Origin of the sequence: Achromobacter sp. UMC71, assembly GCF_014170305.1 — a bacterium.
In the GTDB taxonomy this organism is placed as follows: Bacteria; Pseudomonadota; Gammaproteobacteria; order Burkholderiales; family Burkholderiaceae_B; genus Achromobacter.
In genome coordinates this window covers 1-19740 of the sequence record NZ_LZZT01000050.1, presented here as the reverse complement: position 1 = coordinate 19740, position 19740 = coordinate 1, and the positions used below count along the sequence as shown (strand labels likewise).

Annotated in this window: 15 protein-coding genes; 8 read left to right on the top strand and 7 right to left on the bottom strand. The window is 67.3% G+C overall.

Annotated features, from left to right (window positions below):
• The first annotated feature begins 7 nt into the window (after positions 1-7).
• The 3 genes from A9974_RS25160 to A9974_RS25150 are packed head-to-tail and all read left to right on the top strand — an operon-like array spanning position 8 to position 5750.
• Entirely contained in the window at positions 8-1114 is a 1107-nt protein-coding gene (locus tag A9974_RS25160) for an efflux RND transporter periplasmic adaptor subunit (RefSeq protein WP_183006908.1), read from the top strand.
• Complete coding sequence (locus A9974_RS25155) at positions 1111-4284, top strand: efflux RND transporter permease subunit (RefSeq protein ID WP_183006907.1); 3174 nt, start codon at positions 1111-1113, stop codon at positions 4282-4284. The genes A9974_RS25160 and A9974_RS25155 overlap by 4 nt, the downstream gene beginning before the upstream one ends.
• A 2-nt stretch (positions 4285-4286) precedes the next feature.
• On the top strand, positions 4287-5750 hold the full coding sequence (locus tag A9974_RS25150; protein WP_183006906.1) for an efflux transporter outer membrane subunit: 1464 nt from the start codon (positions 4287-4289) through the stop codon (positions 5748-5750).
• Here the strand turns inward: A9974_RS25150 and A9974_RS25145 are convergent.
• Complete coding sequence (locus tag A9974_RS25145) at positions 5725-6495, bottom strand: IclR family transcriptional regulator (protein ID WP_183006905.1); 771 nt, start codon at positions 6493-6495, stop codon at positions 5725-5727. The genes A9974_RS25150 and A9974_RS25145 overlap by 26 nt on opposite strands.
• A 263-nt stretch (positions 6496-6758) precedes the next feature.
• Between A9974_RS25145 and A9974_RS25140 the strand changes: the two genes are divergently transcribed.
• The 5 genes from A9974_RS25140 (at position 6759) to A9974_RS25120 (ending at position 12382) form a co-directional block, all read left to right on the top strand.
• Complete coding sequence (locus A9974_RS25140) at positions 6759-7772, top strand: tripartite tricarboxylate transporter substrate binding protein (protein ID WP_183006904.1); 1014 nt, start codon at positions 6759-6761, stop codon at positions 7770-7772.
• Entirely contained in the window at positions 7772-8662 is an 891-nt protein-coding gene (locus tag A9974_RS25135; protein WP_183006903.1) for a polysaccharide deacetylase family protein, read from the top strand. Before A9974_RS25140 ends, A9974_RS25135 begins: the two co-directional genes overlap by 1 nt.
• Positions 8659-9504, top strand: a complete 846-nt coding sequence (locus A9974_RS25130; RefSeq protein WP_255468318.1) for a polysaccharide deacetylase family protein — start codon at positions 8659-8661, stop codon at positions 9502-9504. The genes A9974_RS25135 and A9974_RS25130 overlap by 4 nt, the downstream gene beginning before the upstream one ends.
• A gap of 141 nt (positions 9505-9645) precedes the next feature.
• On the top strand, positions 9646-10782 hold the full coding sequence (locus tag A9974_RS25125) for a C45 family peptidase (protein ID WP_183006902.1): 1137 nt from the start codon (positions 9646-9648) through the stop codon (positions 10780-10782).
• A gap of 37 nt (positions 10783-10819) precedes the next feature.
• The gene (locus A9974_RS25120) at positions 10820-12382 is read left to right on the top strand and encodes an ABC transporter substrate-binding protein (protein WP_183006901.1); all 1563 of its coding nucleotides are present in this window, start codon (positions 10820-10822) and stop codon (positions 12380-12382) included.
• Between the two features lie 459 nt (positions 12383-12841).
• Here the strand turns inward: A9974_RS25120 and A9974_RS25115 are convergent, their stop codons facing one another.
• The 6 genes from A9974_RS25115 to A9974_RS25090 all read right to left on the bottom strand — a co-directional run bounded on the left by A9974_RS25115 (position 12842) and on the right by A9974_RS25090 (position 19652).
• Positions 12842-14401 (bottom strand): ABC transporter substrate-binding protein, encoded by a 1560-nt coding sequence (locus A9974_RS25115; RefSeq protein ID WP_183006900.1) that lies wholly within the window; start codon positions 14399-14401, stop codon positions 12842-12844.
• Between the two features lie 202 nt (positions 14402-14603).
• Positions 14604-15224: a GntR family transcriptional regulator gene (locus A9974_RS25110; protein WP_183006899.1), complete on the bottom strand. Its 621-nt coding sequence runs from the start codon at positions 15222-15224 to the stop codon at positions 14604-14606.
• A 91-nt stretch (positions 15225-15315) separates the two neighbouring features.
• Entirely contained in the window at positions 15316-16971 is a 1656-nt protein-coding gene (locus A9974_RS25105) for an ABC transporter ATP-binding protein (RefSeq protein ID WP_183006898.1), read from the bottom strand.
• Positions 16968-17789, bottom strand: a complete 822-nt coding sequence (locus A9974_RS25100; protein WP_183006897.1) for an ABC transporter permease — start codon at positions 17787-17789, stop codon at positions 16968-16970. Before A9974_RS25100 ends, A9974_RS25105 begins: the two co-directional genes overlap by 4 nt.
• Entirely contained in the window at positions 17786-18730 is a 945-nt protein-coding gene (locus A9974_RS25095; protein ID WP_183006896.1) for an ABC transporter permease, read from the bottom strand. Before A9974_RS25095 ends, A9974_RS25100 begins: the two co-directional genes overlap by 4 nt.
• A gap of 61 nt (positions 18731-18791) precedes the next feature.
• On the bottom strand, positions 18792-19652 hold the full coding sequence (locus A9974_RS25090) for an alpha/beta hydrolase (RefSeq protein ID WP_183006895.1): 861 nt from the start codon (positions 19650-19652) through the stop codon (positions 18792-18794).
• Positions 19653-19740: the final 88 nt, after the last annotated feature.

The window sequence follows — 19740 nt, the reverse complement described above, 5'->3', positions numbered from 1 at the left end:
GTGTTTCGTGAATTTTCCTGTTCCTGGCGCGATTGCCGCGCTGACTTTGGCGTTGACCCTGGCGGGCTGCGGCAGCAAAGAGCCCGAGGCGCCCGCCCCGCGCCCGGTGGTGGCAATGCCCGCCAAGGCCGACGCCAGCCTGCCGGCCTGGACCCTGCCCGGTGAAGTGCAGGCGCGCTACAGCACGCCGCTGTCGTTCCGCGTGGGCGGCAAGATCGTCGAACGCCTGGTCCGCCTGGGCGACACGGTCAAGCCCGGCCAGGTCGTCGCCAAGCTGGATCCGGCCGACGCCACCAAGAACGCGGCCAGCGCCCGCGCCCAGCTGTCGGCGGCCCAGCATCAGCTGGACTACGCCAAGCAGCAACTGGACCGCGACCGCGCCCAGGCCAAGGAAAACCTGATCGCCGCCAACCAGCTGGAACAGACCCGCAACGCCTACGCGTCGGCCCTGGCCCAGCGCGACCAAGCCGCGCAGCAGGCCGCGCTGTCGGCCGATCAGCTCAAATACACCACGCTGGCCGCCGACCACGCCGGCGTGATCACGGCCGAACAGGCCGATACCGGCCAGAACGTGACGGCTGGCCAGGCGGTCTATAACCTGGCCTGGTCCGGCGACGTCGATGCGCTGTGCGACGTGCCCGAAAGCGTGTTGGCCGGGTTGACCATCGGCCAGCGCGCCATCGTCACGCTGGCGCCGCTGCCCGGCCAGACCTTCACCGCCGTGCTGCGCGAAATCGCGCCGGCGGCCGACCCGCAAAGCCGCACCTATCGCGCCAAGCTGACCCTGGAGTCGCCCCCGCCCGAGGTGCGGCTGGGCATGACGGCCAACATCAGCTTCGACAATCGCCAGGCCAACGGCGCCGTCACCTACACCGTGCCGGCCACCGCGCTGTTCCACGACGGCACCGAACCCGCCGTGTGGGTGGTCGAGCCGCAGCAAGACACGCTGGAACTGCGCCGGGTGCAGGTGCTGCGCTATGACGCGCGCACCGTCACGCTGTCGCAGGGCGTGCAGGCGGGCGAACGCGTGGTCTGGCAAGGCGTGCATGCCGTGTCGGCGGGCCAGAAGGTCCGCGCGGTGCCGCCGCTGCATCCCGAGGACTTCGCATCATGAGCGCCCCGGTTCCCGATAGCCAGGAAGCCTCGCACCGCCACGAAGAAGGCAAGTTCAACCTGTCCGCCTGGGCCCTGCGGCACCAGCCGCTGGTGATCTTCATCATCACGCTGGTCACGCTGTTCGGCGTGCTGTCGTATTCGCGGCTGGCGCAGTCGGAAGACCCGCCCTTCACGTTCCGCGTGATGGTCATCAAGACCCTGTGGCCCGGCGCCACCGCGCACCAGGTGCAGGAACAGGTCACCGACCGCATCGCCAAGAAGCTGCAGGAAACACCCTCCACCGACTTCATGCGCAGCTACTCGCGCCCCGGCGAATCGCTGATCTTCTTCACCATGAAAGACTCGGCGCCGGCCAGCGAGGTGGCCAACGAGTGGTACCAGGTGCGCAAGAAGGTCGGCGACATCGGCGCGACCCTGCCGCAGGGCGTGCAGGGGCCGTTCTTCAACGATGAATTCGGCGACGTCTACACCAACATCTACACCCTGGCGGGCGACGGCTTTTCGCCGGCCCAGCTGCGCGACTACGCCGACAACCTGCGCACCGTGCTGCTGCGGGTGCCGGGCGTGGCCAAGGTGGACTACTTCGGCGACCAGCCCGAGCACGTCTACATCGAGATCAGCAACACGCAGCTGACGCGCCTGGGCGTGTCGCCGCAGCAGATCGCCGAGGCCATCAACAACCAGAACGCGGTGGCCAGCGCCGGCACGCTCACGACCGCCGACGACCGCATCTTCGTGCGGCCCAGCGGCCAGTTCAGCGACACCCGCGCCCTGGCCGAGACGCTGATCCGCGTGAACGGCAAGTCGATCCGGCTGGGCGACATCGCCACCATCCACCGCGGCTACGACGACCCGCCGGCCGAGCAGATGCGGACCAAAGGCCAGCCGGTGCTGGGCATCGGCATCACGATGCAGCCGGGCCAGGACGTGGTGCACCTGGGCCGCGCGCTGGACGCCAAGTTCGGCGAACTCAAGGCGCGCCTGCCCGCCGGCCTGACGCTGTCTGAAGTGTCGAGCATGCCCAAGGCGGTGTCGTTCTCGGTGGACGAATTCCTGCGGTCGGTGGCCGAGGCCGTGGCCATCGTGCTGATCGTGAGTCTGGTGTCGCTGGGCCTGCGCACCGGCATGGTGGTGGTGATATCCATCCCCGTGGTGCTGGCCGTCACGGCGCTGTTCATGGATATGTTCGGCATCGGCCTGCACAAAGTGTCGCTGGGCACGCTGGTGCTGGCGCTGGGCCTGCTGGTGGACGATGCCATCATCGCGGTCGAGATGATGGCGGTGAAGCTGGAACAGGGCTGGAGCCGCGCGCGCGCCGCCGCCTATGCCTACACCAGCACCGCCTTCCCGATGCTGACCGGCACGCTGGTGACGGTAGCGGGCTTTCTGCCGATCGCGCTGGCCAAATCCAGCACCGGCGAATACACCCGTTCCATCTTCCAGGTGTCGGCGATCGCGCTGATCACGTCCTGGTTCGCGGCGGTGGTGCTGATTCCGCTGCTGGGTTATCGCATGCTGCCCGAGCGCAAGCGCGAGGCGCATCTGCCCAACGATCACGAACACGACATCTACAACACCCGGTTCTACCAGCGCCTGCGCGGCTGGGTGGCGTGGTGCGTGGACCGCCGCTGGCGCGTGCTGCTGGCCACCATCGTGATCTTCGTCGTGTCGATGGCCGGCTTCAGCCTGGTGCCGCAGCAGTTCTTCCCCAGTTCGGACCGCACCGAATTACTGGTGGACGTGCGGCTGCAGGAAGGCGCCTCGTTCGCGGCCACGCTGCGGCAAGTGGAGCGGCTGGAAAAGGCGCTGGACGGCCGCCCCGAGATCGACCATTCGGTGAGCTTCGTCGGCACCGGCGCGCCGCGCTTCTATCTGCCGCTGGACCAGCAACTGGCCACGCCCAATTTCGCCCAGATCGTCATCACCGCCAACTCGGTGCAAGACCGCGAAAAGCTGGCGCGCTGGCTGGAACCCATGCTGCATGAGCAATTCCCGGCGATCCGCAGCCGCCTGTCGCGGCTGGAGAACGGGCCGCCCGTGGGCTTCCAGGTGCAGTTCCGCGTCAGCGGCGACAAAATCCCCGACGTGCGCCAGGTGGCCGAAAAAGTCGCCGCCGAGGTCCGCGCCGACAGCCGCTCGACCAATGTGCAGTTCGACTGGGACGAACCGTCCGAGCGTTCGGTGCGGTTCGACATCGACCAGCAGAAGGCTCGCGAGGTCGGCGTCAGTTCCAATGACATTTCCAGCTTCCTGGCGATGACGCTGTCGGGCTACACGGTGACGCAATACCGTGAACGCGACAAGCTGATCAACGTCAGTCTGCGCGCACCCAACGATGAGCGCATCGACCCGGCCCGCCTGGCCACGCTGGCCATGCCCACGCCCAACGGTCCCGTGCCGCTGGGCAGCCTGGGCCACGTGCGCTACGGCCTGGAATACGGCGTGATCTGGGAGCGCGACCGCCAGCCCACCATCACGGTGCAAGCCGACGTCAAGAGCGGCGCCCAGGGCATCGACGTCACCCACGCCATCGACAAGAAGCTCAATGCGCTGCGGGCCGAGCTGCCCGTCGGCTACCGCATCGAGGTCGGCGGCCCGGTCGAGGAAAGCGGCAAGGGCCAGTCGTCGATCAATGCGCAGATGCCGATCATGGTCGTGGCGGTGCTGACGCTGCTGATGGTGCAGCTGCAAAGCTTTGCCCGTGTGCTGATGGTGGTGCTGACCGCGCCGCTGGGCTTGATCGGCGTGGTTGCCGCGCTGCTGCTGTTCGGCAAGCCGTTCGGTTTCGTCGCCATGCTGGGGGTGATCGCGATGTTCGGCATCATCATGCGCAACTCGGTCATCCTGGTCGACCAGATCGAACAGGACATCGGCGCCGGCCACAAGCGGGTGGATGCCATTGTCGGGGCGACCGTGCGGCGCTTCCGCCCCATCACGCTGACGGCCGCGGCCGCCGTGCTGGCGCTGATCCCGCTGTTGCGCAGCAACTTCTTCGGCCCCATGGCCACCGCCCTGATGGGCGGCATCACCAGCGCCACCGTGCTGACGCTGTTCTTCCTGCCCGCCCTGTACGCGGCCTGGTTCCGCGTGCGCCACGACGAGCGCGACGAACCCGAAGGCGTGCCGCCCGGCGCCAATGCCGGCGATACGGCCACACGAGGAGCCTGACGATGCAACACCGTCACCCCACCCCGACCTGGCGCCTGGCCGCGCTGCCGCTGCTGCTGGCGCTGGGCGCTTGCGCCTTCGCGCCGGACAGCAAACCGCCGGCGCTGGCCCAGCCCGCGCAATACGGCGTGGAACCGCTGCCCGCCGCCGGCGCCCCCGCCCAAGGCGTGGCGCAGCGCTATGCCCAGGGCGCCCGCCCGGTGCCCGAATGGTGGAAGCGCTACGGCTCGGACGCGCTGAACGCCATGGTGGAAGAAGGCCTGGCCAACAGTCCCGATCTGGCCGCGGCCGAACGCAACCTGGCCAGCGCCCGCGAGCAATTGCGCGGGCAGGTCAATTCGTCGCTGCTGCCGTCGGTGGACGCGGGCGGCGACGTCACGCGCAAACGCGCGCTGACCATGCCCAACCTGCCCGAGCCCACGGCGCTCTACAACGTCTTCACCGGGCAGATCCAGGCCAAGTACGACCTGGACCTGTTCGGCGCGGCGCGCTTCGAAAACGCGTCTCGCGCGGCCAAGGTCGAGCAACAGGCCTTCCAGCTGGAATCGGCCCGCCGCTCGCTGGCGGGCAATATCGTCACGGGCGCCATCACGTCTGCCTCGCTGGCCGAACGCGTGGCGCTGACCGAAAAGCAGGTGGTGCTGTCGCGCCAGGTCGCGCACGACACGCAGCGGCGCTACGAACTGGGATCGGCCTCGCAGAACGACGCCTTGCAGGCCGATCAGGACGCAGCCACGCTGGAAGCCTCTTTGCCCGGTTTGCGGGCGCAATGGCAGACCACGCGCCATGCACTGGCCGTGCTGATGGGCCGCAGCCCCGATCAGGCGCCGCCCGATCTGGCCTTCGGCATGCTGACCGTGCCCGGGGAAGTGCCGGTGCTGGTGCCGTCGGACCTGCTGGCCGCGCGGCCCGACATCCACATCGCCGAAGCCGTGCTGCAGGCGGCGGCCGCCGACGTCGGCGTGGCCACGGCGCAGCTGTTCCCCAGCCTGTCCTTGTCGGCCTCGATGGGCAAGGGCGGCTTCAGCTGGCCCGCCGCGCTGTCCGGCGCGGGCTCGATCTGGGCGGTGGGCGCGTCGCTGACGCAACCCATCTTCCATGGCGGCGCCCTGCTGGCCGAACGCAGCGCCGCCAAGGAGCGCTTTGACGCCGCGGTGCTGCAATACAAGCAGACCGTCCTGACGGCGTTCCGCGACGTGGCCGATACGCTGGCGCAGCTGGAAGCGGACGGCCAGGCGCTGGCCTCGGCCGAAGCCTCGCGCCGGTCCGCCGAACAGGCACACCGCAACACCGCCAACCAGGTGCGCCTGGGCGCGCTAGCGCCGTACACGGCTTACGCCAGCGAGCAGCATTACGTTGCCGCGCGGGTGCGCGAAGTGGAATATGCCAGCGCCCGGCTGACGGAAACGGCGGCGCTGTTCCAGGCGATGGGCTCGCCGGTCAAGGCGCCGGCGCCTGCTCCTTGATGCGCGAGGCTAGCGCCAGCGATTCGATCCGCCGCGCCGTCGCCTGCAGCAGCGCGGTGGTCTTGTCCTGCGCGATGGTATTGAGCCGCGTCGCCAGGAACGTGACGGTCAGCGCGCCGAAGACGCGGCGGTCTTCCTGGAACACCGGCACCGCGATGCCCGCGCGCTCGGGCGACATTTCGCCCACGCCCAGGTAGAAACCCCGCACCCGGATCTCGTCCAGGCGGCGGATGAATTCCGCCTGCGTCGGGCCCAGGCCCGCGGCCTCGACGTCGGCGGGATGGGCCTCGTATAGCTTGCGCTGGTCCTTGCGCGGCAGGAACGCAATGATGGTCTTGGCCGTGGCGCCGCGAAACAGCGGATGGGCGCGGCCGCGGCCGTGCGCGATGCCCAGGTCTTCCGGGCCGCGCTCGTGATGGATGTTCAGGATCCGCAAGCCGTGGATCACGCTGAGCAGCACATCGCCGCCCACCTGGTCCACCACCTCTCGCATGATCGGCCGCGCCGCGCCCAGCACGGGATCGCCGTCGATGATGAGATGGTCCAGCTCGATGATGCGCGGCCCCAGCTTGTAGCCGCCGCCCGTCATGCGCAGCAGATACCCCAGGTCCGACAGATCGCGGATGTAGCGATACCCCGTGGGCGCCGAATAGGACAGCTTCGAGATGATTTCTTCGGCCGTCAGCACCGGCGTGGCCAGGCTGAAGAGGTCAAGAATCGCTAGGGCTCGCTTCAGGGTGGACATGAGGGGCTAGGACAAGGCGACGCGGAACCGGCGCAGCGTATCACAGGGCGATCGCCGCGCCGCCAGCCCATAAAGCGACGCTATCGCTGCCGGCAGCGCCCCTTATTTTCGACTATCAACTCCCCATTTTTTATCATTTATAGATAAAAACTAATTGGTTAGGATTGTTTTTTATCGAATAATGATACTTAAGTACTGGGCCAGCAAGCACCCACAAGCTTGCGGCCAGCACGGTCAGGCATGCACATCCAAGGGGAAATCGCATGAAGCAGTCCGAGAACGAAAGGGGCGGCATCAGCCGCCGGCAATTCATGGCGGCGTCGGCCGCGTCACTGGCGGGCGCCGCACTGGCCCGCCCCGGCCGGGCCCGCGCGGCCGGCTATCCGGCCGAACATCCGATCCAGTTCATCGTGCCGTTCCCCGCGGGCGGCGGCACGGACCTGGTGGCGCGCCCGCTGGCCCAGGGCATCGGCGAAGCGCTCAAGCAAAGCGTGGTGGTCATCAACAAGGGCGGCGCGGCCGGCATCATCGGCACGCAGCAGGCGGCGCGCTCGACGCCCGACGGCTACACGGTCGCGCTCGGCTCCACCGGCACCCACACGGTGAACCAGAGCCTGTACGAGAACATCGCGTACGACCCGATCAAGGACTTCGACCCGGTATCGATGGTCTGCTACTACAACAACGTGCTGGTGGTGCATCCGTCGTTTCCGGCCAAGACCCTGCAGGAATTCGTGGCCCTGATCAAGGCCAACCCTGGCAAGTACTTCTATGGCATCACGCAGAACGGCAGTTCCGCCCACCTGGCCATGGAATTGCTCAAGGCCACCGCGGGCCTGGACCTGCCCGGCGTGCCGTACAAGGGCGCCGCCGCCGCAGTCAACGATTTCCTGGGCGGCCAGTTCCCGGTGCTGATGGACGTGGTGATCAACCAGCAGCAATTCATCCAGGGCGGCAAGTCCCGCCCGCTGGCCGTCACGTCGACGGCGCGGGCGCCGGCCCTGCCGGACGTGCCTACCGTGGCCGAGTCCGGCTTTCCCGGCTACCAGGCGATCGGCTGGAACGGCGTGTTCGTGCCGGCCGGCACCCCGCCCGCCATCATCCAGACGCTCAATGCCGCCGTGCAAAGCGCGCTCAAGCAGCCCGCCCTGGCGCAACTGACCCAGAACGGGCTGGAACTGCACGGCGGCACCCCTGAAGCACTGCGCCGCTTCGTCGCCACCGAAAGCGAGAAGTGGCGCACCCTGATCAAGAACGCCAACATCAAGGCCACCTGATGCAAGCCATTCCCTATGGCGTCCCGCTGGACGCCGTCGCCAACCCCTGGCTGACGCTGGATCGCGAGCTGCGCGCCCAGGGCCTGCGCGCAGATTCGGCGCCGCCGGTGCGCGCCGTCGTCTGCGTGACCGTGCACGTGGACGGACCCGCCGTCGAAGTGGGCCGCAAGCAGTTTCCCGCCGGGCTGTACACCGCTGGCCGCTACGCCATCCGCCGCGGCGTGCCGCGGCACCTGGATATCCTGGCGCGCCACGCCATGCCCGCCACCTTCTTTGCCTGCGGCTACGACGTGGAGCACTACCCCGAGACCTTCCGCGCCATCCTGGCGGCCGGCCACGAGATCGCCGCGCACGGCTATCTGCACGAAGCCTGGGACCTGGGCGAGGACGAGCCCGCGCTGCTCGAGAAGACCCACGCCTTGATCCAGCAGCAGTTGGGCGTGACGCCGGTAGGCTGGTGTTCGCCTTCGGGTCGCAAAAGCCACCGCACCCTGCCCGTGCTGCGCCGGCTGGGCTATTGCTACGACGCCAGCGAAAAAGACCGCGACCGCCCCTACCTGCCGGCGGACTCGGCCGCCGACGATTTCGTCATGCTGCCCAACAACACCGTGTCGCTGGACGACTACCCGTTCTACTTCACCGGCCACAGCCTGGCAGCGGAAGCCTGCGACAACTGGATCGAGGAATTCGAGGCCCTGCGCCAGGCCGAGGGCTACATCCACCTGACTGTGCATCCCAAGGCCGCGGGCGGATCCGGCACGCCGGCCCGCGCCGCCGCCATGGACCGCTTCCTGGCCCACGTGGCCGCCCAGCCCGACGTGCACTGCATGACGCTCGCAGCCCTGGCCCGCCATTGCCTGGCCCACCCCGACGCCTGGAGAACCGAATGAGCGCCGCCCCCACCGCCATCGACGCAATCCCTGGCGCGACCACCCGGATGGCCGCCACCGCCGCCGCCAAGTCCGCTACCAAAACGGTGCTGGTCACCATCAACGTGCAAGGCATCGGCCCCGAGGCCGCCACTCGCCCCGAGCACGAACTACACGGCCGCGACGGCCACGGCCGCTATGCCTATGGCGGCGGCCTGGCGCGCCTGCTGGACATGCTGCGCCGCCAGGACATCCGCGCCACCCTCTTCTGGCCTGCGTTCGAGGCGGAACGCTGCCGCGGCCTGCTGGAACAAAGCCTGCGCGACGGCCACGAGGCCGCCTCGCAAGGCAACGCCTTCGAAGACCTGGCCGCGCTGGGCGAACGCGAAGCCGAGGTGCTGCAACGCGGCCGCGACCGCCTGGCCACGTTCACCGGCCAGGCGCCGGAAGGGTTTCGCTGGACCGGCGGCGGCTTCAGCGCCCGCACCCTGCCGCTGCTGCGCGAGCTGGGCTACCGCTACGACAGCAGCGCCCTGGACGACGACGCGCCCTATGCGCTGGACGCCGACGGCGCGCCCGGCATGGTCGAGCTGCCCTGGAGCGAAGGCCTGTGCGACGCCACCCACTTCAGCCGCCGCGTCACCCAGGACCGGGCCTACGCCCACCTGGCCGAGCAGGGCGACGCCCTGCTGGCCGCCGACGGCTATGCCTGCCTGACCCTGCACCCGCGCGCCGACCATGGCGTGGGCCGCGCGGCGCGGCTGTTGATGATTGAAAAGCTGCTCGACCGGTTGCGCGCCGACGGCGCCCGGTATGCGGTGTGTGGCGACGTGGCGCGGCGGTATGCGATGCGATCGGACTAGGCGCCCTCGGCTCGGCGCCCCCAGCTAGGCGCCCCCCCGGGCAAACCCTCGGTATTTTTGGCGCCAAAATAAGATAATATTTTTGCAACATCCCGTCTTATCACTCCCGACCCCACGGCGTTCCCGCGCCGCTATCCGTCCATGACCCAGATCACCCAATTCCCCTTCGTATCGGTTTCCGGTACCCCCGAGGCACGTGGCCGCGCCTATGGCCAACAGGCCGCCGACCGCGTGCGCAAAAGCGCCGCGATGTACGGCCAGACCCTGGTCGACCTGGGCTACGACGCCATGGCGCGCACCCAGCTCATCGAGAGCTTCGCGCGCGAAATCGAGAACTTCGCGCCGCACTACCTGGAAGAAATGCGCGGCATCGCCGCGGGCGCCAACGTGCCGTTCGAAGACATCGTGATGGTCAACGCCCGCACCGAAGTCATCGCCAAAGCCCGCGCCGAAAAGAAAAAGGCCGCCGAACTCGAACCCGGCGACGGCTGCACCGGCGCCCTGATCCTGCCCACCCGCTCGGCCAACGGCCGCCTGATCCACGGCCAGAACTGGGACTGGCGCGCCGAATGCGTCGACACCGCCATCGTGCTGCGCGTGCGCAACGATAACGGCCCCGACATCCTGACCTTCGTCGAAGCCGGCGGCCTGGCCCGCAGCGGCCTGAACAGCGCCGGCGTGTCCATCACCGCCAACTATCTGGAATCCGACCGCGACTTCCGCCAGCTCGGCGTGCCGCTGTCGCTGATCCGCCGCAAGGTGCTGGAACAGGAACACTTCGCCCTGGCGATCAAGGCGGTCAGCACCACGCCCAAGTCCTGCTCGAACAACATCATGATCGGCATGGCCGCCGGCTTCGGCGTCGATTACGAATGCACCACCGATGAGGCCTTCCCGATCTACCCGGGCAGCGACGACCTGATCGTGCACGCCAACCACTGGGTCAGCGAAGTCGCCCTGGGCAAGCTGCGCGACACCGGCCGCGCCAGCACCCCGGAAAGCGCCTACCGCGACTGGCGCGTGCGCCGCCTGCTGAACGAAAAGGACAGGCTGACCCGCGAAGACCTCAAGCGCGCGCTGTTCGACGACTTCGGCGCCCCATACTCGGTCTGCCGCCCGCCGCGCCCCGGCAGCCACGACAACCTGTCGGCCACCGTGTCCATGGTCATCATGGAACCGGCCGCCGGTCTGATGGAAGTGGCCCCGCTGCCCGCGCTGAACCGCACGTTCACCCGCTACAGCCTGACGGCCGAACCCGAACTGCTGACCGCCGCCTGATCCCCCGGCCGCCCGTGCAACCCCTGGAACAACATCAATGAAAACAAAACTCCTGAACACCGCGGTTGCGCTGGCGCTGGGCGCGCTGGCCGGATCGGCCTGGGCCCAGGCCCAACCGCCGCTGCGCATATCGTTCACCGCCGACATCCGCTCGACCGAGCCCGGCGTGAACCGCGACAGCAATAGCGACGCAGTCGTGCTGCACATCGTCGAAGGTCTGGTGGCCTATGGCGAAGACGCCGAAGTGCGCCCGCTGCTGGCCGAATCCATCGACATCAGCCCGGACGGCAAGACCTACACCTTCAAGCTGCGCCAGGGCGTCAAGTTCCACAACGGCGCCCCGCTCACCTCCGCCGACGTGCTCTGGACCTGGCAGCACTACACCGCCGCCAACTCGGGCTGGCGCTGTTCCAGCGAATTCGACGGCCGCGGCACCGTCAAGGTCACCGGCGTCGAAGCCTCCGACGCCCAGACCGTCGTCTATCACCTGGAAAAACCCAGCAGCCTGTTCCTGGCCTCGCTGGCGCGCGCCGACTGCGGCGGCACCGGCATCCTGCAAAAGGCCTCGGTCAAGCCCGACGGCACCTGGGACAAGCCCATCGGCACCGGCCCATTTGAATTGGCCGAATGGAAACGCGGCGAATACATCCGCCTGACCAAATTTGCCGACTACGCCAACCGCGGCGGCAAGCTCGACGGCTACACCGGTTCCAAGCGCCCCCTGGTCGACGAAGTGCGCTTCATGATCGTGCCCGACGACTCCACCGCCAAGGCCGCCCTCCAACGCGGCAACATCGACATCATCGAAGACGTCTCCAACAACGACGTCCCGGTCCTGCAGGCCACGCCCAACGTCAAGGTCGCCTATGCGCCCGTCATGAGCATGACCGCCCTGCTGCTGCAAACCAAAGACCCGCTCCTGTCCAACCCCAAGATGCGCCAGGCCCTGGCCCACGCCATCGACTACGAACAACTGGCCGCCGCCGTCACCGAAGGCCTGGCCAAGCCCAACAACTCCATCGTCCCCCTGGTCTCGCCCTACCACGACGCCGCCCAGAAAGAAGGCTGGAAATACGACGTCGCCCTGTCCCAGAAGCTGCTGAAGGAAGCCGGCTACAAGGGCCAGGAACTGGAGCTGATGACCACCAAGCGCTACCCCCAGTCCTACAACTCCGCCGTCATCATCCAGGCCATGCTGCAAGCCGCCGGCATCAACGCCAAGCTGTCCGTCGCCGAATGGGCCACCCAGCTCGACCGCTACAACGCCGGCACCTACCAGATGATGACCTTCCCCTACTCGGCCCGCCTGGACGCCGCCCTGAACTACGAAATGGTCACCGGCGAAAAAACCAAGCAACCCCGCAAGGTCTGGGACAACCCCGAGGCCCAGAAACTCCTGGACGCCGCCTCGGTAGACACCGACCACGCCAAGCGCCAGACATCCTTCGACCAGCTGCACAAACTGTTCCTGGCCGACGTCCCCAGCATCCCCCTCTACAACGGCCTGGACATCGGCGCCTACCGCGCCGACGTCAAGGGCTACACCCCCTGGGCCGTGAAAAAACCGCGCGCCTGGGAAGTAGAACGCGTAGCGAAGTAACTCAATGCAAAGAGGCCGCGAAAGCGGCCTCGTTGCATTGCAGGACAAGAATCTCCAACAGCGCGAAGCGCCACCGCCCCGCCGCAAGACACCGCGTAAGCTCGACAAGGCCGCCCGCGCGGCCGGCATCGAGCGGGCCCCGCAAGACCCGCCCCCCCCCACTCGGACGCGGAGCAAAACGCCAAGCAAACAACTCGCCCCAAAGCCCGTCAAGATACGGACAGTGGAGCCTGACGCGTCGGTGGCCTGCGGTGAGGGCGGGGCGTGTAGATGCGCCCGAGGGAATCTGAAGGAACCGCCGAAGGCGGTGACGAAGATGACGAAGGGAACGTCCGGAGCGAAGGCTCCGGACCGCAATCGTAGCCCCGCACACCGCAGGCCACCGACGCGTCAGGCGGCCCCAGCAGCACCCGCGCCGCCAGCAACCGCCGCAAAAACCACCTACAAAAAAACCCCCACCTACTTACCCACGATCTTGGTCTCCCAAGCCCGAGGCTTCCCTTCCCATACTGAAAACCCCTCGACCCGCTTATTAGTCGCCCAAGCATCCGCCCCGTTATAAAGCACCAAGAGCGGCGTCTGCTCAAGCATCAACGTATGCAGCTGGTCAAACAGCTTCTGCCGCTTGGCCGGATCCGACTCCAGAAAACTCTCGTCAATCAGCTTCTGCGCCTGAGGATCATCCCAAACCTTGCGCGGCTGCTTCGACTTGTCCCCCGCGAACTGCTCAAAGCTCAACGAAGGATCGATCCGCGACGAGAACGTGAACGAACTGATCTGGTATTTGCCCGTGTTGTAGCGATCCAGCTGCGTCGCCCACTCCAGCACCTCGATCTGCGCATTGATCCCCACCGACTGCATCATCGCCTGCGCGATCACCGCCACCTGGTAGCTCGGCACGTGCGCCCGCTTGTTCGCGTAGATGACGATCGGCTCGCCCTTGTAGCCCGCTTCCTTCAGCAGCTGCTGCGCGCGCGCCGGATCGTACTTGTAGGTGCGCTTCTCGGTTTCCTGGTAATAGGCCGAACCGGCATACACCGCCGAATTGTTCAGTTGCCCCAACCCCTCGGACGCCGCCGCCACCACCTGCGGAATATCCAGCGCCGCCGCGATCGCCTGGCGCAGCTTCACGTTCTTGAGCACCGGATCCTGCGTCTGGAACAGCAGCGTGTGCTTGGTCGCGTCGTGCGGGCTCATCACCGACACCGTCGGGCTCTTCTTCAGTTCAGCCACGTCCGTGATCGTGATCTGGCTCGCGTCGATCGCGCCCGACACCAGGCCGGCCTTGGCGGTCGAGGGGTCCGGCACCACCAGGAACTTGACCTCGTCGGCCAGCGGACGCTTGGCGCCCACATAGCCGTCCGGCTTGTCGCCGGCCGAGGGCGACACATAGTCCTTGAAGGCCGACAGCATCACGTATTCGCCGCGCTTCCATTCCTTGAACTGGTACGGGCCCGTGCCCACCGGCTTGTTCCACGACCCGTCGGCATTGACCGAGTCCTTGCTCAGGATGGCCGTCATGCCGCAATCGGTGCGCGCCAGCGAATCCAGGAACACCGCCGACTTGCGGTCGATCTTGATGATCACCGTCTGCGCGTCGGGCGCCGACACTTCGGTCACTTTCAGGCCGTTGCGGCCGTCGAAGTCGCTGCGGCAGCGCCAATCGGTCTTGGCGTCCATGTAGCGTTCCCAGCTCCAGATGACGTCGGCCGATGTCAGCGGGGCGCCGTTGTGGAACTTGACGCCCTCGCGCAGCTTGAAGGTGTAGGTCAGGCCGTCTTCGGACAGATCGACAGATTTGGCCAGCAGCGGCGCCACCGTGCCGTTCTCCCGGTAGCCGACCAGCCCTTCGACGATGTTCAACACCACGCCGTCGGTGGTGTTGTCCCGATTGACGCCCGGATTGGTCGAACGGATGTCGGCCGGCTGCGCGATCGTCAGGGTGGCGGCGTGGGCCGTGCCTGCGGCGGCCAGGGCCACGCTGAGCGCAAGCGCTCGGGAAACAGATTGGTGGTGCATTGCGGAAACTCCCCCGGGGCATACGGCGCCTGATTCATGACTATATTGGCGCCAAAAATAGCTGCTCATTATGAAGGTTCAACCTCCATCCGGCATCAGGGGTATCCCTGCAAATCGCATAGATCGGACACACAGAAATGACTTGCGGCGGCCCCTCGTCAGGATGGCCGCCGCAAAAGCCGGGCAAGGCGCCCGGAATCGCTCAGGAAATGTCCTGGCCGACGTGCTGGGCGATGATTTTCTGTAGCCGCTTGACGTCGCGCGCCTCCAGGGCCTCGACCATGTCGAAGTGCTCGCGGGCCGAGATCTCGATGCGCGAACGCGTCACCCATTCCTTGGCCGGCGCCGCCGGGCCCCGCGCCCGGGTTTCCAGGATCAGGGCCGCCAGTTCGCGGTTGGAGCACATGTCGTACATCCCGGCGTGGAACGCCAGGTTGACCTCGTACTGCTCCAGCAGCGTGCCGTCCTGCAAGAGCTTGGCGAACCGTTCGGCCAGCGTGCGCAAAGCGCGCACCTTGGCCGCGGTGACGTTGGGCATCAAGTCGGCGGCAGCACCGGTTTCCAGCAGCACGCGGATGTCGCGGATCTGCAAATGCTGGTCCGGATCCATGGTGTAGACGTGGTAGCCCCGGTTGGGGATGTGCGAAATCAGCCGCTTGGCGGCCAATTGGTCAAGCGCCCGCCGGACGTCCAGACGCTTGGCGTCGTAACGCTCCTGCAGGTCGATCTGTTTCAGCCACGCGCCGGGACCGTACACACCCGACTGAATATCATGGGCAATACGGTCAACCAGGCCCGGCTGTGTCGCCGCCGCTTTCGGCATGGGCCACTCCCGTGAATCAAATGCAAACCGCGTATTTTATGCATAAGTCCGCGCCAGGCCGGAACCCCCGCCCCGGCGCGGATCCGTCCCTTCAAGCCGTGGCCCGGGACGGTTCCTGCTGATCCAGGCGCCAGCGCAGGCGCACGCCGCCGGTATCGGTGGACTCCAGCGCGGGAATCGCCGACAGCAGGCTGCGGGTGTATTCCTCGCGCGGATGGTCGAATACCTCGTCGCGGGTGCCCTGCTCGACGATGCCGCCGTCCCGCATGACCACCACCCGGTCGGCCACCTGCTCGACCACGCCCAGGTCGTGGCTGATGAACAGGCAGGAAAAGCCGTGGCGCTCCTGCAGGTCGGCGAACAGGTCCAGCACCTGCGCCCGCACCGTGACATCCAGCGCGGACACCGGTTCGTCGGCGATGACGAACGCCGGCCGCCGCACCACCGCCCGGGCGATGGCCACGCGCTGGCGCTGGCCGCCGGACAATTCATGCGGAAAGCGCTTGGCGTATTCCGAGCCCAGGCCCACTTCGGCCAGCACCTCGTCGACGCGGCGGCGCTTGTCGGCCGACGGCATGTCGGTCAGCATGCGCAGGCCCTCGCCCACCAGCTCGCCGATGGTCATGCGCGGGTCCAGCGACGAATACGGATCCTGGAACACCATCTGGCAGTTCAGGCGGTAGTCGCGCCAGGCGGCAGAACGGCGGCTGACCGGCTGATTGCGGAACAGGATCTGGCCGGACGTGGGCGCCAACAGGCCCGCGATGGCGCGGCCAAGCGTGGTCTTGCCCGAGCCCGAGCCGCCCACCACCGCCACCACTTCGCGCGGCTTGACGTGCAGGTCGATGCCGCCGAGCGCGCGCTTGGCGCCGGTGCGCGAGAACAGGCGCTGGTGGCCGGCGTAGTCCACCACCAGGTTCTTGACCTCGACGATGGGCGCCTCCTGCGTCACGGGCCGGGCCGGCAGGCGGCGCGGCATCGCGTCCAGCAGCTTGCGGGTGTAGGGATGCTGCGGGCGTTCGAGGATGCCGGCGGTGGTGCCGGTTTCCAGGACCTTGCCGTGCTGCATCACCACCATACGCTCGGTGTAGCGCGCCACCATCGGCAGGTCGTGGCTGATCATCAGCACGGCCGTGTTGTGCTCGCGCGTCAAGTCCACCATCAGTTCCAGCACGTCGCGCTGCACCACCGCGTCCAGCGCGGTGGTGGGTTCGTCGGCGATCAGCAGCGCCGGCTCCAGCAACATGACCGAGGCCAGCATCATGCGCTGGCGCATGCCGCCCGAAAACTCGTGCGGCCAGGCCTCCATCGCGGCCTTCGGATCGCGGATGCCCACGCGGCGCAGCATTTCCAGAATGCGCTCGCGGCGCTGCGCGGTCGACAGGTCGCGGCGGTGCAGCTTCAGGCCTTCGTCCAGCTGGCGCCCGATGGGCATGGACGGGTTGAGCGAGGTCATGGGTTCCTGGAACACCATGCCGATGCGCGCGCCGCGCAGCTTGCGCAGTTCGGGCGCGCTGGCCTGCGTGACTTCCACGCCCTCGAAACGGATGGAGCCGCCCGCCACCACCAGCGGCGGCGGCGTCAGGCCCATGATGGCGCGCGCCGCCTGGGTCTTGCCGCTGCCGGACTCGCCGACGATGCCGACCATTTCGCCCGGCGCCACCTCGAAGGACACGCCGCCGACGATCTCGCGGCCGCCGCGGCCGACGGTCAGCGACAGATTCGATACGGTTACCAGTGCGCTCATTGCACGCCCCTCATGCGGGGATCGAAGCGGTCTCGCACCGCGTCGCCCAGCAGGTTGATCCCCAGCAGCGCGAGCGCGATGGCCAAGCCGGGAAGAATGGAAAGATAGGAAGCCTGCGCCATGAACGGCCGGGCGGCGGCCAGCATGTTGCCCCAGGTCGGGGCGGGCGGCGGCACGCCCAGGCCCAGGAACGACAGCGCGCTTTCGGCCAGGATGACCCAGCCGAACATCGACGTGGCCAACACGGTCAGCGGCGCCACGCAGTTGGGCAGCACGTGGCGGAACATGGTGTAGAGCTCGGAATTGCCCAGCACGCGGGACGATTCGATGAACTCTTTTTCCCGCAGCGACAGCACCGTGCCGCGCACAATGCGAGTCACCGACGGCGTGTAGGCCAAACCCAGCGCCAGGATGATGCCGTACTTGTTGGCGCCCACCACGGCCAGAAGGCCCAGCGCCAGCAGCAGGCCCGGAAAGGCCAGCAAAGCGTTGTTGAAGGCCATGATGACGCGGTCGGTCCAGCCGCGCACGAAACCGGTCAGGGTGCCAATGGCCGTACCCGCCACGATGGCGAAGCTGACGGTCAGGAAGCTGATCCAGACGCTGCTGGATGCGCCGGCCAACAGGCGCGACAGCTCGTCGCGGCCGAATTCGTCGGTGCCCAGCAGGAAGTCGCCGCCCGGCGGCTTGAGCCGGGCCACGAAGTTGATCTTCAGCGGATCGTGGGGCGTCCAGACGGCGCCCATGATCGCCGCGACGATCATCGCCGCCACGATCACGCCGCCTATCAGCGCGTTAGCTGCAATTCGCTTTTTCATTCGGCGGTCACTCTTGGGTCGAAGATGGGATAGCAAAGGTCGATCAGCAGGTTCACGATCACGTAGACCACGCCGACGAACAGCAGGCAGCCCTGGATGACGGGGTAGTCGCGGGCGAAGATCGAATCCACCAGCAGCCGGCCCAGGCCGGGAATGGTGAATACGGTTTCGACCACGGCGATGCCGCCCAGCAGGTTGCCCAGCACCAGGCCGATCAGCGTCCAGGTCGGGCCGAAGGCGTTGCGGAAAGCATGGCGCATCAGCACCGCCGATTCGGACAGGCCCTTGGCGCGCGCGTGGGTGATGTAGTCCAGCCGCAGCACTTCCAGGGTGCTGGCGCGCGCCATGCGCATCAGCACGCCGATCTCGTGCAGGAACAGCGTCAGGATCGGCATGGCCAGGTACAGCAGACCGGCCTTCCAGTCTTCGCCAATGGACACATAGCCCACCACGGGCAGCCATTGCAGCTTCAAGCCGAAGAAGATCAGCAGCAGCAGGCCAAGCCAGAAGGTGGGAATGGACACCAGCAAGGTGGCGGTGCCGACCAGGATCAGGTCGGGCGCCTTGTTCTGCTTCCAGGCGGCGATCATGCCCGCGGGCACGGCCACCATGGCCGCGAACAGCACGGCCACCAGCACCACGCGGCCGCTGATCAGGAAGCGGTCCCACACCAGCGGCAGCACGGGCTGGCCGGTGTTGATGGACGAACCCAGGTCGCCGTGCAGCATGTTGCCGAACCAGATACCGAACTGGGTGGACCAGCTCTGGTCCAGGCCCAGGCGGGCGCGCAGGTCGGCCAGCGCGGCCGGCGTGGCCAGGTCGCCCAGCAGCAATTGCGCCGGGTCGCCCGGGATGAGACGGATCATGACGAATACCGCCACCGCCACGATCAGCAGCGTGGGGATGGCCATGACGATACGGGATAGCGCGAAACGCAGCATGGCCCTCTCCTAGTGCGGCTGGCAGGCGCTTGCGCGCCCGCCGCCCATCTTGTATCCGGTGTTATTCATTTCGCAGCTTGCGCAGTTCGGCGGCCAGGAAGTCCTGCACTTGGCCGACGCATTTCAGGCCGTCGTGCGGCACGTTGTCGACCACGTCCAGCACGGCCTTGACGCCGGCGGCCTCGAACGAACGGCGCAGCGATTCCAGGCGCTCGGGGCGGGTGGAACCAGCCGAGTTGGCCCCGGGCATGAAGAACTTGCCGCCTTCGCGGTGGGTGATTTCCCAGGTTTCCAGGTCGGCCTTGCCGACGATCATGTGCACGGCGACCTGGCGCAGGGCGTCCACGTCCACGGCCTTGCCGAAGCGGGCTTCGGCATCGCGCACGCCGACCCACCAGTCCTGGCTCGGGTCCAGCAGCGTGACCGAGCCGGGCGCACCGATGGACACGGCCCACAGGGTTTCGGGGTGCAGCAGGGCGTAACGGTTCACGAACTGGCCGCCGCCGGAGTAGCCGAACAAGGCGAAGCGCGAGAAGTCGCAGCCGAATTTCTCGCCGACTTCGGCGACCATGTCCTGCAGGATGTGGTCGTAGCGGATGTCGCCTTCGCGCAGTTGCTTGAAGCCGTCGCGGTTGCCGTCGCCCAAGGGGCTCACGGGGAACAGCGGGCACAGCACGATGCAGTCGTTCCAGCGGGCGAATTCGGCGAAGGCGTCGCGGTATTCGACGAAGGCGCGGCCGGTGCCGTGCATGATCACCACCAGTTGCATCGGGTGCCTGGCCTGGTCGATGTGCGGGGGCACGTACATGCAGTACGAGAAGCGCGGGTCGACGCGGGCGGAGAAGACGGTGCTGTGGCCGAGGTCGTAGATGGCGCGGGCGCGGGCGGCTTCGGGGGTGAGGGCGGGTGCTGCGGTGGGCATTGCGGTTCCTTGAATCCTGGGAGGCTGAGGTCCCTAGGGGTGCTGGCGGTAGGTGTTTGTTTGCATAAATTGGCGCCAATTTTAGGAG